The following is a 13,495-nucleotide window of genomic DNA, read 5'->3' on the forward strand; positions in this document are numbered from 1 at the left end:
GGTAATTCCTGGAGGGGATTATGCTTTTTAAAAATATTTTCATAACCCATACAATCATCATTAGTTTTTTTTATCTAACTTCTTCCATCTTATGGGGAGAAGCAAGACAAAGGTTTGCAGGGAAATCAAAATTTCAAGAATTTTTTATCGGGATTCTATTGAGTATATTAACGATTGTATTAATAAATTTCCCGATTTTCACAGATCATGGAACAAATATTCAAATTAGAGCTCTTGGAATGGAAATTGCAGCGATCTTTTTTGGGAATATTACCTTAGTGACAATGTTTTTCTTCGATATTATTGCTTTTTATTTTATTAAAGGATTTAACTATGTTTACCTAATTGATTCACTTTTGTTATTAATTGTTTTATTTATTGGTTTTTATATGAATTATCAAAAATGGGATGAAAAGAAAAGAATTCTTATTTTGACTCCTATTATCATTTTGTTTAGATGTATCGGTTTTTATCTAATCGATAAATGGATGCTAAAACCAATTGGTGCGATTGTATCAGAAAGATTACTTCAAACGATTGGGTTTTGGATTTTAATGTTTGTTCCAGCATTATTATTAAGTTATTTTATAGCCTATCAAACACGTAATACAGAAATAAAATTAAAGAAAATGGAAAATATCGCAAATGTGGATAGTCTAACAGGACTTTATAACCGTAGATACTTTGAAAAACAACTTTTAAATGGATGTTCCAAATCCTATGATACATCCATACCAATGACATTATTAATGATTGATGTGGACTATTTTAAAAAATATAACGATCTTTATGGTCACCCAAAAGGTGATGAATGCTTAAGAAAAGTAGCAACTAGTTTGCAATTAGAGACGACAAGCGCATCAGGCATTGTTGCACGGTATGGTGGAGAAGAATTCTCAATCTTGTTACCGAAATCAGATCTGAATGATGCAATTAAAATAGGTAATCGATTATGTAAAAATATAAAAAAATTAAAGATTGAACATGAGCAATCAGAGAAAAAATTAGTTACATTAAGTATTGGTGTAGCTTCATTGATTGCTGAAACTGAACAAGATTACTTAAAGTTAGTAAAGCAAGCTGATCAGGCATTATACAAATCAAAGCATAATGGAAGAGATCAAGTGAGTTGCTAAAATATGGAATATGGTTAAATGAAAAAAACATCTATTAATCACTTCAGAAAAGGTGATTTAAGATGTTTTTTTATTTATTTAATTAATGGATTTAAATTAAAGTGGTTCAATGCTTCGTTGACTAAATCGATATCATAAATGTTTTTCTCTAAGAAAAATTTTATAACTAAATCAGTTAAATCGCTGTCTGATAATGTATAGCCAGCAGAACTTAAGAGTTCGCTCGTTTCAATTTTATCTAGTTCAAGTGCTAATGATAAAGCAATTATTGTATTTTTCTTAGGAAGGTAATTAGGAATAGAGCGGATTTTTGAAAAATGTTTTCGGTCAATTCCCGCCTTTTTATAGATTAATGGATCGCGGACATTTTTTTTTATCTATAAAGTTAAATAAGAGTTCTCTAAATGTTGGTTTCAGCTTGTTTTTAATAAATGCTTCAATCTCTATATTTTCTAAAGGCTCAGCAGCATATAGTTCATTCTGACTAAAATGTAATTCATCTATTATTAAATCATCTAAATGGCGTTTTACATATTGTTGTAATTCAATCAAAAATTCTTGGTTAAGCATTTTAATTCCCCCTTCCAAAATGTCTCTTTTAAGGCGACCTATCTACTAATTAATTCAGTTACTATTATAACATCAAGAATGAAGGGGCTGATTAAGAATGAATAGTAATAAAACAGAAATCATATTTTTAATCGATAGAAGTGGTTCTATGGGAGGACTTGAAAGTGATACGATCGGTGGATTTAACGCATTTATAAAAAAACAAAGTAGTTTTGATGGAGATACAAATGTAACAACAGTTCTTTTTGACGACCAGTATGAAGTTTTATGGAATGGGCGAAAAGCACAAGAAGTAAAATTAACGGATAAAGATTATTTTGTAAGGGGCACGACTGCACTTTTAGATGCTATAGGAAAAACCATCTTAAATGTAGGAGACAGATTGTCTTTATGTAATGAGATGGAAAGACCTGGTAAAGTCATATTTGTTATTACTACCGATGGGTTAGAGAATGCGAGTGTTGAATTCACGTATAGTAAAGTGAAACATCTGATCCATCACCAACAAGAAAAGTATAATTGGGAATTTATATTTATGGGGGGCAATATTGATGTAGCAAAAGAAGCGAGTAGCCTAGGAATATTAAAAGAAAATGCTTATACTTTTGAATCTTCTAATGAAGGTGTTGAAAAAATGTATAGTGTAATAAGCGAAGCAGTGTCTGAAAAAAGAATATAATTTACATTCAAATCTAGGAAGTCATTTTTTGACTTATTAGATTTTTTTATTGTAAATAAAAATTCTTTAATGATAAATAAGTAGTAAGATTAATAATGTTAGAATAGGGTACATAAAACATATTTAGAGGAGAGATGTACATATGAAACCGCAAAGCTTAGATCATCACGTTCGGTATCATCCAGTTTTCCACTTTTTTGGGGCACCACTAGCGTTAATCACAATCATTGGTTCAATCGTTAACTTGTGTATCGCGATAAAAAATAACGATCAAATTTGGTTAGCATTATTTATTTTAGTTACATCGTTTTTATTAGTTGTTTCGTTTTTTCTAACAAGAATTTATTCCAACAAAGTACAAGACCGTGTTATTCGAATGGAAGAAAATTTTCGTCACTTTACGCTAACAGGTAAACCGTTAAATCCTCAATTAACAATCGGGCAAATCATTGCATTACGATTTTCAAGTAATGAGGAATTTGTAGCGTTAAGTGAAAAAGCAGTAAATGAAAGACTGAGTTCGAAAGAGATTAAACAAACTATTAAAAATTGGCGAGCGGATGAGTATCGCGTTTAATTTTGTGTAGGGGCCTATTATTATAGGTCCTTTTTCTTTTTTAGAGGGGCTCTGTTTAATATAAACGTTGATTTTTGAAGCAAAATTAGTCTAAAGTTCGAGTAACAATTCCAGTTAAAAATTTGTTACTTATTAAATATGATAATTTCCCCTAATGCCGCTAACAATATAGATAGCAAGTTTAGATTTAAAACTATGTTGCTAAAGTTGTATTTAAATTTATTCTTTTTAATTTATTCATTAAAAAAATTTAACAAAATTTGTATTGTAGTATAACGACATAAATGTTTAAATTATTCTAGTCATTTTTCATCTTAAATATTCTGATTAAAAAATATAGACCATACAATTATCTCAAAAGGAGCTCAAATGGAAGAAAAGCGTAATAAAATCAAAAAAACAAAAAGAAAGCCTCTTAAAATATTGCTGTTGATCGTTCTAATTCTTATAGCATTTATTGGATATAAGGGAATAAGAACATATTATAAATTACAGAATGCTACCCAGGGTGAAATTCTTCACTCAAGTTTGCGTAAACAAGAAATAAAAGATACTCAACCTTTTTCCATTTTATTTCTTGGAATTGAAAACTACGCAACAAAGGGTAAAGGTGGTAGAACTGATTCCATCATTTTAGTAACTGTAAATCCCAAAGATAAAACAATACAAAAAATGAGTATTCCTCGTGATACGTACGTGGAAATTCCAGCTCAAAAAAGAAAATCTAAAATTAATGGTGCATATAACAGTGGTCTTCAATCAACTGTAAATACAGTAGAAAACTTTTTACATGTCCCAATCGACTATTATGTTACTGTAGACTTTGGTGGTTTTAAAAATATTGTCGATGAGATTGGTGGAATTGATGTTGATGTTCCATTTGATTTTTGGCAATATACAGATACTAAACCACGTTATAAGGTTTACTTCAAAAAAGGAAATCAACATCTAAATGGAACAGAAGCTTTAGCCTATGCTCGAATGAGAAAGCGCGATCCACGTGGTGATTTTGGACGTGAAGAACGTCAACAACAAGCTATGCTGGCAATTATCGATAAATTAAAGTCTCCGAAAACAATATTTAAAATAGATAATTATGCAAGTGTATTTAGTAAAAATGTCAAAACAAATATGAGCTTGTCTGAAGGATTATACTTATTCAATGACATGAAAGAAGCTAATCCTAAAAACATCACGACATTAAAATTGGAAGGAAAAGACGATTATATTAACAGAATTTACTATTATATGCCCGATCAATCTAGCGTAAATGCGATAACAAAAAGTTTGAGAAATCATCTTGAGCTTGATAAATTACCAGCTAATTCAATTGAATCAAAATAAGTACATGTATTTTTAATTTAAAAAAGAGGTAAATGAGTATGCATACTCAATTACCTTTTTTCTTTTTTAGACTCCTATAGCTGTGATTTAATGGGAATTATGGTATTTTTTAAGTGCATTGAGGTTTCAAATGCAATAAGCAGGGGTGTGTAGTAGAATAGAAAAGTACTGGAGGGGGATTGATGAAAGAATATATTTATGTGGAAAACGAAAAAAATGTGAAATTGAAATTTGGATTTATAAAAAAAGACATTGTATTTTCCATATCACTCTTGTTAGCAATCGTAAGCTGTTTATTCCATGCACCAAAACTAGATTATATAAATTTTGAAGTATTAGTCAGTTTATTTAATCTTATGCTAGTAGTTAAGGCCCTGGAAGATCTAAAACTATTGGATAAATTCGCCATTGCTATATTGAGTAAATGTCATAATAGTAAAAGTGTTTCAGCAATCCTTATTTTATTATGCTTTTTTAGTTCCATGCTTGTAACGAATGATGTGGCATTAATAACATTTGTACCATTAACACTTATAATAAGTAAGATCATACAAACTTCTATGTTAGATACGATTATACTAGAGACAATTGCGGCTAACATCGGAAGCAGCCTAACTCCAATGGGAAATCCACAAAATCTTTTCATCTTTACTTACTACGGAATAAAGCCTATACAATTTTTCACAACAATTGTTCTATTAGTGGTTTTGGGAATTGTTCTGTTATTGGTTTTTAATCAAAGATTGAATAGTAAAACATTGGAAATGGAACTTCCGAATATTCCTATAAAAAATAAAAAAAAGGCAACAGTATGGGGGATACTATTTGGCATCATATCTGTATCCATACTAGGGGTTTTAAGCTACAAACTTGCGTTTATGATCGCATTAGGAACCGCATGTATACTTGATATAAAATTATTGAAGAAAATTGATTATTTATTGCTTATTACTTTTATCTGTTTTTTTATTTTTATAGGAAACATATCGGAATTAAAGGTAATACACACATTTGCTAGCGAAAATCTCAAAAGTCCCACATCAATCTTTTTCAGTTCCATATTTTTAAGCCAACTGATAAGCAATGTACCTGCTGCGATTTTTTTATCAAAATTCTCAGTGAATTGGCAGCCTTTATTAGTTGGTGTAAACTTAGGTGGACTTGGTACAATTGTAGCTTCCCTCGCAAGTGTAATTTCATTTAAACTTTTTATTAAGAGAGATCCACAAAAAAGTAAAAAGTACCTTATAAGGTTTAGTTTTTATAACTTTTCAATTTTAGCTCTTTTAACTCTTGTTTATTATTTTACGATGAAATATCAAAATTTCTTTTAATACAAAGTAATAGGATTAAATTACTTTGGATCCTACCAATATATAAAAACACATACTTTCCATGATATTACAGAAAGAAAAGCCTTTTTGAATCTCCAACTATCACATGCTTAGTTGGTTAAAAATAAAAAAAGAGAATCCCATACTGGAGGATTCTCTTTTTTTGATTAATTTATGTATTGGGCAAAGGCAAACAAGCTTGTAAAAAGAGAGAAACTCAAAAGAGAAGTTTCTCTAAAAATAGGTGATATTGGTAAAAAAGTAAAACAAGAAATGTAAAATTATTATATAAAAACTAATATAAGTTGTTTTAGTAAAATGCCTATTAATTTGGGAAATTATGTAAATGAAAAGCCGTTGACTTGAATAAACAAATCAACAATCTACTCTAACAGAGCCTTCAAAGAAAAAAACTCATTGTAGAAATTGTTTATCTATTGTAATTTATGTAATTTCCATCGTCAGATTTTGAAATAGTTTTTAACGATAAAAAGGAAGGGCTAAATACCGAGTAATATGGGCAATTTACTTTGAGAAGAGTTTGAGGAAAAGCTCTTTTTTGCTGTTTGCTCAGTAATTTTAGTTAAATACCTGTAATAAACATGCGATGAAAGGAAATGATTTATCATCTCCCTGTTACTTTTTTTGAGAAAAATCTATGTTACGATTATTCAAAATTAGCAAATAAAGGAACATGGAGGGTAAAAAGAAATGATTAACAAAGTTAAAGTTACAACCATTTTAGCAGCTGCTGCACTCTCAGTATCTGTAAGTGCTAATGTACAGGCTGCTACCGTCAACGTTAAAAAAGGGGATACCTTGTGGGATCTATCACGTGCAAATAATGCCACCGTTGAAAATACTAAAATGTTAAACGGGATTACTTCAGACTTAATTCATCCTGGTGATAAACTGATCATTGCACCAGAAAAACATTATGAAGTTAAAAAAGGTGATACATTATGGGATATTGCACAAAATCATGATGTAACAGTATCGCAACTTCAAGAATGGAACAATATACATACAGATCTAATTCAACCTGGATTAAACCTAGTAATCTTTGAAGGTGTAAAAAATATAGCTCAATCAAAAATGACAAATACAAATCTTGCAACAAATTCTAAAACTACTTCAACAGTGAAGTCAGTACAAGAATCTTCAAAGACTGTATCGGCATCAAGAGAAGATGTTCCTAAAACAAAGGAAATTGTACCAGCAACAAAGGAAAGTGCATCAATAACAAAAGAAAGTGAACCAGCAGCAAAAGAAAGTGCACCAGCAATAAAAGAGAGTGTACCAACAACAAAAGAAAGTGCACCAGTAACAAAAGAGAGTGTACCAGCAGCAAAAGAAAGTGAATCTAAAACAAATGATTCGGCTGGTTTAAAAGTACTAACAATGGAAGCATCAGCGTATACAGCTTCTTGTAAAGGTTGTACTGGCATTACGGCTACCGGAATCAACTTAAAAGAGAATCCAAATACTAAAGTCATTTCCGTTGATCCAAGTGTAATCCCGCTTGGAAGTAAAGTGAATGTAGAAGGTTATGGAGTAGCAATCGCTGGAGATACTGGCGGTGCTATTAAAGGAAATCGAATTGATGTATTTATTCCAAATAAACAAGATGCGATTAATTTTGGAAGAAAACAAGTGAAAGTAACGATATTAAACTAATCATAAAAAAAACACTGAAACGTAATATGGGGTTTCAGTGTTTTTGATTATGCTATTTTTTAGTAGATGACTACCGGTTCGTATGTGCTGAGATTATCATATACGGTTTTCATAAGACTTGGTGGAGTGTTAACGCAGCCACCCGAGCCTGCAGTTTGATAGGCATTGCTTGACCAGTTGCTACGCCAGCTAGCATCGTGGAAACCTTGTCCGCTGTTTGTAAATGGTGCCCAATAATCGACCTTAACTTCATAAGAACCAAGACCTACATGTGAGCCCCTTAGGATTGATGGTGTTCGTTTATAAAGGATATACCAAACTCCTTTTGAAGTATCTTCACCAGTGATGTGTTTACCAGTAACGACATTCGTTGTGATAACCAATTTGCCATTTTTATAAAGCCAAATACGCTGTTCGGCAATCGACACTTCAGCATATGTATCGCCAATTCCATTGTTTGTGGTCGTATTATATCCATAACCTTCATTGTTCCAGCCATTTCCGATAATATGAGTAGGAATAATCGATTTTTTACCTGTTTCAAAAGCCTGCTGAACTAGTGATGATTCTTTATCAACATCTAATGCCCAGCCATAGCCTTCTCCTTTAACTGAAATAACAGATCCTGAATGTGTCTTAAAGGTGAAATTTTTATTTAATGTAGATTGAGAATTATTTATTTCAGCAATCTTGTTTTTAAGATTACTAGAGTCGATTGTAACGTTCATATCTTTTGACACAGAAGCATTTTGAATGTATTCACTCGCATTTAAAGAATAAACTTTATCCTGAACCTTATATTGAACTGTTCTCCCTAGTAGTTCTTGAAGTTTTTTCTTTTCATTTTTCACAATTTGATTGTCTTCTTTGATTGGTTGTATGTATACAGGTTTTAGACGGATTATACTAGTATACTCTTGTCCTTTATAATCATTTAATAGACGATCGACATCATATTGCTCACCGCTAATGCTTTTCGAAACAATAATTTTACCTTGTTTCAATTGAACAGTCGCATCTTTTGGAGCTTTTAAGTTCTTATTAAGAGTGAGAAGCTTATCTTCAATCTGTTTTTTCATTGTGTCAATTTGATCTTCATCTCGTTTACTTGGAATTAAAGAATAATTTTTCTCTTTTGAAGAAGGAAAAAACGTGCGCTGGTTTTTTACTATTTTTTTAATAGCCGGCAGATCATTTTCCGTAAAGTTCATTTTTGTATCTTTTCCATCCAAGATTTTTTGGTCGTCAACATAAACGATATTTTTAAGTTCGCTAGTTTTTAATTTTTTTAGTGCTTGTTCAGCATTTAGTCCACCTAAATTTATGCCGTTTACTTTGATTTGAGCATTAAAATGGTTAGCCCGATAGCTGAACACGATGATGAGTGTCATAATAATAATGATGCCAATCATAATGAAATGCCAAGGGAAAGAGCGTTTAAACGATCTTCTCCGTTGAATATTATTTCCTTTAACATTTAAAGTGCTTTCCAAAACAATTCCTCCCATAACCAAGTAGTCCATCTATCAATGTTTACTGAAATTTAGATCAGAATATTACAATTATATTACATTATTTACTTATATGTGACTATTCTACAATTTTCTTCGGTCGAACTCTGTCACAATTTGTTTAGATGAAGAAATTTTTTCCTTTTTTTATTTTGAACAGGCTAAGAGAAAGTATAGGACTAAAAAGTGTAAATTAATTATATAATGGTTCACTGTCATTCTAATAATATTTTTCTATCTACTATTGAAGTAAAAGATTATTAAATTTACGAATCTATTAGAGTATTTAGTATATAAGTTCCTTTTTTATTATTCACTATATTATATTTGTATATCAAGTTAAGTAAATTAGCTATTTCGTATAGCCTTCAAGAAGCATTTTTGCAGAGATAGAGTTGAAAAGAATAGTTTACTAATGTATCATTATTAATAATCTGAATATTCCGTAAAGAAAAGAGGGACATGTAAATGAGTAAACAAATTCCTAAAAAATGGTGGAGTCAACTGAGGGTGCCAGCTATTTCTGCACCGATGTTTTTAGTTTCTGGTCCTGAGCTAGTAGAGGCAGCCTGTTTAAATGGTGTAATTGGATCATTTCCAGCACCGAATGCTCGCCCGATTGAGGTACTTGATCAATGGATGGGTCAATTAAATGATCATCTTGCTTTAGCGCGCGCAAATGAGCCTGAGCGTAAAATTGCACCATGGGCAATGAATATGGTGGTTCATAGCTCTTATAGTAGATTACAAGAAGAGCTTGAGCTGTTGAAAAAACATAAGCCTGAGCTTGTCATTACTTCATTAGGTTCTCCAAAAGTAGTAGTTGATATTGTACATAGTTATGGTGGACTAGTATTCGCTGATGTTAGTGATATGAAGTTTGCTAAAAAAGCAGCAGAGGCTGGTGTAGATGGACTAATTTTAGTTGCATCAGGTGCTGGTGGACATGCTGGAAATTTAAATGGATTTGCGTTCGTTGATAGTGTTCGTACGTTCTGGGACGGCATTATTGTGTTAGCAGGTGGGATTTCAACTGGTAAAAGTATATTGGCTGCACAAGCTGCAGGCGCTGATTTAGCTTATATGGGAACACGTTTCATTGTTGCGAAGGAAAGCTTAGCAAATGATGAATACCGTCAAATGTTAGTTGATGCAACACAAGATGATATCGTCCTAACTGATGCATTCTCTGGTGTGAAAGCGAATATGTTAATTCCTAGCATTGTGAAGGCTGGTCTTGATCCAGAAACATTGAAAAAGAAAGATAAAGTCGATTTCGATGGTATGAAAAATGAGTCAAATGCAAAGGCTTGGAAAGAAATATGGTCTGCTGGCCATGGTGTTGGGGCAATTACAAAAATCAGTTCAATTGCCGACATTATTGATGAGTTGGAAGAAGAGTACAGTGAAGCAGTTAATAAACTAAATAAAAATGCTGAGAAATTAAAATCAACGGTAAGTAAATAAACAAGATTGTAAGCGTTTTACTTTCATATCGTGAATCTATTGTTTAATTAGCATTTTAAGATTATAATAAACTTATTGAGATGGAATCATAGTATGGGAGATGTTATGACTCTATCAATTTAGTAAACAAAAAAATGGATTGGTATGTTGGTACGATTTGCTAATAAACTATTCCACCATGAAGACATAAAACCTATTTATCGGGTATGTGTATTCATGGTGGATTTTTTTATGTGAAAAAAGGGGAGGAAAACCGTGAAAAATAACATGGTTACAATCACGATTGACGGAAAAGAAGTAATCGCAAAGCAAGGTTCTACAATCTTACAAATCATCAATCAAAATGAAATTAGTCATCCACAAATTTGTTATGTTCCTGAAGTCGATCCAATTCAAACTTGTGATACTTGTATTGTCGAAATTAATGGTGAACTAAAACGTTCATGTTCAACTGAAGCAATGAGCGGAATGAATATTCAATTGACTTCACCTAGAGCGAAGGAAGCTCAAACTGAAGCAATGGATCGTTTATTAGAAAATCATTTATTATATTGCACAGTTTGTGATAATAACAATGGAAATTGTAAGCTACATAATACGGTAGAAGAAATGGGCATTGAACACCAAAAGTATCCTTATCAGCCAAAGGTTGCTTCTTGTGAAGTAGACTTGACACATCCTTTTTATCGATATGATCCAAATCAATGTATTGCTTGTGGACAGTGTGTGGAAGTATGTCAAAATCTTCAAGTAAATGAGACATTATCAATCGATTGGGAAGCCGAGCGTCCACGTGTTATTTGGGACAAGGGTGTTTCGATTAATGATTCTTCATGTGTAAGTTGTGGTCAATGTGTAACGATTTGTCCTTGTAATGCATTAATGGAAAAATCAATGCTTGGTGAAGCTGGCTTTATGACAGGATTAAACGACGAGTTACTTGATCCGATGATCGATTTAGTCAAAAAAGTAGAGCCTGGATATAGTGGTATTTTCGCAGTTTCAGAAGTTGAAGCAGCAATGCGAGAAACACGTACGAAAAAGACAAAAACAGTTTGTACTTTCTGTGGTGTTGGCTGTACATTCGAGGTTTGGACGAAGGATCGAAAAATCTTAAAAGTTCAACCAAGCTCTGATGCACCAGTTAATGCAATTTCAACTTGTGTAAAAGGTAAATTTGGTTGGGATTTTGTCAATTCAGAAGAGCGAATAACAAAGCCATTAATTCGAAAAAATGGCGTATTTGTTGAAGCGAGTTGGAATGAAGCCCTTGATTTAGTTTCAAGTAAACTTGGTTCCATTAAACAAGAATATGGAAAAGGCTCTGTAGGATTTATTTCATCTTCGAAAATTACGAATGAAGAAAACTATTTAATTCAGAAGTTAGCACGTCAAGTATTCGAAACAAATAATGTAGATAATTGCTCACGTTATTGTCAATCACCAGCAACAGATGGATTATTCCGTACAGTTGGTATGGGTGGAGATGCAGGAACAATAAAGGATATCGCAAAAGCTGGCCTAGTTATAATCGTAGGTGCGAATCCAGCAGAAGGTCATCCTGTACTTGCGACAAGAGTTAAGCGAGCACATAAGTTACATGGTCAAAAACTGATTGTTGCCGATCTTCGTAAAAATGAAATGGCAGAACGCTCTGACATCTTTATTAGACCAAAACAAGGTACAGACCAAGTATGGTTGATGGCTGTAACGAAATATATCATTGACCAAGGCTGGCATGACTTGAAATTCATTTATGAGAATGTTCATTTCTTTGAAGATTTTAAAGTGGTACTTGAGAAATATACGCTTGAATATGCCGAAAGTGTAACTGGCATTTCAAAGGAAACATTAATTCAAATAGCTGAAATGATTCATGAAGCGGATGGAACTTGTATTTTATGGGGCATGGGCGTTACACAAAACACTGGTGGCTCTGATACATCTGCTGCGATCTCGAACTTATTGCTTGCAACAGGAAACTACAGACGCCCTGGTGCTGGCGCTTATCCGCTTCGTGGTCATAATAATGTACAAGGTGCTTGTGATATGGGTACTCTTCCTGGCTGGCTTCCTGGTTACCAACATGTAACGGATGATACGGCACGCATGAAGTTTGAAAAAGCGTGGGGCGTTGAAATCGGAGGAAAACCTGGTTTAGATAATATCCAAATGCTTCAATCGATCGAAAAAGGCGAAATGAAAGCTATGTACTTAGTTGGTGAAGATATGGCGCTTGTCGATTGTAATGCAAACCACGTACATGAAGTGTTATCAGATTTGGACTTCTTTGTCGTACAAGATCTCTTCTTCTCAAAAACAGCACAGTATGCGGATGTTATTTTACCTGCTGCGCCATCACTTGAAAAAGAAGGAACATTTACAAATACTGAGCGTCGAGTACAAAGATTATATCAAGCATTACCGACTCTTGGTGAATCAAAGGCTGACTGGTGGATTGTCCAAGAAATTGCAAACCGATTAGGTGCAAACTGGAACTATCAGCATCCAGGTGATATTTTCGCTGAAATGGCAAGTTTAGCACCACTATTCTCACAAGCAAGCTACGATGTAATGGAAGGCTGGGATAGTTTCCTTTGGGGTAGCTTAGACGGAGCAAGTACGCCACTTCTTTATGAGAATGGTTTTAATTTCCCTGATAAAAAGGCAAGATTTGCTTTAGCTGATTGGATGGAACCTGTTGAGTTTGCAGAAGAGTTTGACCTATTAATAAATAATGGTCGAATGCTTGAGCATTTCCATGAAGGGAATATGACGAATAAATCATACGGTATTCAATTAAAAGTACCTGAGATTTTTGTAGAGGTTTCACCAGAGCTTGCGAGTGAACGTGGTATTAAAGATGGCTCATTAGTTCGATTAGTATCACCATATGGAGCGCTGAAATTACCAGCACTAGTTACGGACCGAGTTCAAAAAAATGAGTTGTTCTTACCGATGAATTCAACAAGTAAAGAATCTGCCATCAATTTCTTAACAGGTCCAGCTAAAGATCACCGTACAAATACACCAGCTTATAAACAAACGAAAGTACGGATGGAAGTATTACGTGTAGAAGGTGAAAGTCCGTTGCCAAAATCGAACCCACGTAATAAAAAGCGCAACCCTCAAAATGGAGTTGAGGTACAGCGTAAATGGGAACGAAAAGGATACGTCCACTTAACGACAAAATAAAGGGG

10 protein-coding genes are annotated in these 13,495 nt (G+C 33.0%); 8 read left to right on the forward strand and 2 right to left on the reverse strand.

The annotated features are described in order from the left end of the window. Nucleotides 1-20: 20 nt before the first annotated feature. A complete protein-coding gene (locus COJ46_RS10050; RefSeq protein WP_097974111.1) occupies nt 21-1,136 on the forward strand; it encodes a GGDEF domain-containing protein in 1,116 nt (371 codons plus the stop codon). A gap of 342 nt (nt 1,137-1,478) precedes the next feature. Here COJ46_RS10050 and COJ46_RS24980 read toward each other — a convergent pair whose 3' ends face one another. Beyond that, a complete protein-coding gene (locus COJ46_RS24980) occupies nt 1,479-1,706 on the reverse strand; it encodes a hypothetical protein (RefSeq protein WP_286133444.1) in 228 nt (75 codons plus the stop codon). A gap of 97 nt (nt 1,707-1,803) precedes the next feature. On the opposite strand from COJ46_RS24980, the gene COJ46_RS10060 reads away from it, so the two are divergent. The 5 genes from COJ46_RS10060 to COJ46_RS10080 all read left to right on the forward strand — a co-directional run bounded on the left by COJ46_RS10060 (nt 1,804) and on the right by COJ46_RS10080 (nt 7,317). Beyond that, nucleotides 1,804-2,385 carry a vWA domain-containing protein gene (locus COJ46_RS10060; RefSeq protein WP_097974112.1) on the forward strand — a complete coding sequence of 194 codons (582 nt, stop codon included), beginning with the start codon at nt 1,804-1,806 and terminating at the stop codon, nt 2,383-2,385. Nucleotides 2,386-2,527: 142 nt separating this feature from the next. Continuing rightward, nucleotides 2,528-2,962, forward strand: coding sequence for a DUF6526 family protein (locus tag COJ46_RS10065; RefSeq protein ID WP_097974114.1), 435 nt, complete (start codon nt 2,528-2,530; stop codon nt 2,960-2,962). Between the two features lie 369 nt (nt 2,963-3,331). After that, nucleotides 3,332-4,306 (forward strand): LCP family protein, encoded by a 975-nt coding sequence (locus COJ46_RS10070; protein WP_097974116.1) that lies wholly within the window; start codon nt 3,332-3,334, stop codon nt 4,304-4,306. Between the two features lie 182 nt (nt 4,307-4,488). Next, the gene (locus COJ46_RS10075; RefSeq protein ID WP_097974118.1) at nt 4,489-5,640 is read left to right on the forward strand and encodes an SLC13 family permease; all 1,152 of its coding nucleotides are present in this window, start codon (nt 4,489-4,491) and stop codon (nt 5,638-5,640) included. A 711-nt stretch (nt 5,641-6,351) separates the two neighbouring features. Continuing rightward, nucleotides 6,352-7,317 (forward strand): LysM peptidoglycan-binding domain-containing protein, encoded by a 966-nt coding sequence (locus tag COJ46_RS10080; protein WP_097974120.1) that lies wholly within the window; start codon nt 6,352-6,354, stop codon nt 7,315-7,317. 59 nt (nt 7,318-7,376) lie between these two features. On the opposite strand, the gene COJ46_RS10085 is transcribed toward COJ46_RS10080, so the two are convergent. Continuing rightward, nucleotides 7,377-8,825: a L,D-transpeptidase family protein gene (locus tag COJ46_RS10085; protein WP_097974122.1), complete on the reverse strand. Its 1,449-nt coding sequence runs from the start codon at nt 8,823-8,825 to the stop codon at nt 7,377-7,379. A 471-nt stretch (nt 8,826-9,296) separates the two neighbouring features. Here COJ46_RS10085 and COJ46_RS10090 point away from each other — a divergent pair, with 471 nt between their 5' ends. Further along, nucleotides 9,297-10,295, forward strand: a complete 999-nt coding sequence (locus COJ46_RS10090) for an NAD(P)H-dependent flavin oxidoreductase (protein ID WP_097974123.1) — start codon at nt 9,297-9,299, stop codon at nt 10,293-10,295. 267 nt (nt 10,296-10,562) lie between these two features. Further along, nucleotides 10,563-13,490, forward strand: coding sequence for a formate dehydrogenase subunit alpha (gene fdhF / locus COJ46_RS10095; RefSeq protein WP_141437761.1), 2,928 nt, complete (start codon nt 10,563-10,565; stop codon nt 13,488-13,490). The last annotated feature ends 5 nt before the right edge of the window (nt 13,491-13,495 follow it).

This window comes from Bacillus sp. AFS077874 (assembly GCF_002566505.1).
GTDB lineage: Bacteria > Bacillota > Bacilli > Bacillales > Bacillaceae_G > Gottfriedia.

Excerpts from the sequence above, each read along its gene's own strand:
- COJ46_RS24980 (WP_286133444.1), bottom strand. The coding sequence starts at position 1,706 with ATGCTTAACCAAGAATTTTTGATTGAATTACAACAATATGTAAAACGC.
- COJ46_RS10080 (WP_097974120.1), top strand. The coding sequence starts at position 6,352 with ATGATTAACAAAGTTAAAGTTACAACCATTTTAGCAGCTGCTGCACTC.
- COJ46_RS10075 (WP_097974118.1), top strand. The coding sequence starts at position 4,489 with ATGAAAGAATATATTTATGTGGAAAACGAAAAAAATGTGAAATTGAAA.
- COJ46_RS10060 (WP_097974112.1), top strand. The coding sequence starts at position 1,804 with ATGAATAGTAATAAAACAGAAATCATATTTTTAATCGATAGAAGTGGT.
- COJ46_RS10065 (WP_097974114.1), top strand. The coding sequence starts at position 2,528 with ATGAAACCGCAAAGCTTAGATCATCACGTTCGGTATCATCCAGTTTTC.
- COJ46_RS10085 (WP_097974122.1), bottom strand. The coding sequence starts at position 8,825 with ATGGGAGGAATTGTTTTGGAAAGCACTTTAAATGTTAAAGGAAATAAT.
- fdhF (WP_141437761.1), top strand. The coding sequence starts at position 10,563 with ATGGTTACAATCACGATTGACGGAAAAGAAGTAATCGCAAAGCAAGGT.
- COJ46_RS10070 (WP_097974116.1), top strand. The coding sequence starts at position 3,332 with ATGGAAGAAAAGCGTAATAAAATCAAAAAAACAAAAAGAAAGCCTCTT.
- COJ46_RS10050 (WP_097974111.1), top strand. The coding sequence starts at position 21 with ATGCTTTTTAAAAATATTTTCATAACCCATACAATCATCATTAGTTTT.
- COJ46_RS10090 (WP_097974123.1), top strand. The coding sequence starts at position 9,297 with ATGAGTAAACAAATTCCTAAAAAATGGTGGAGTCAACTGAGGGTGCCA.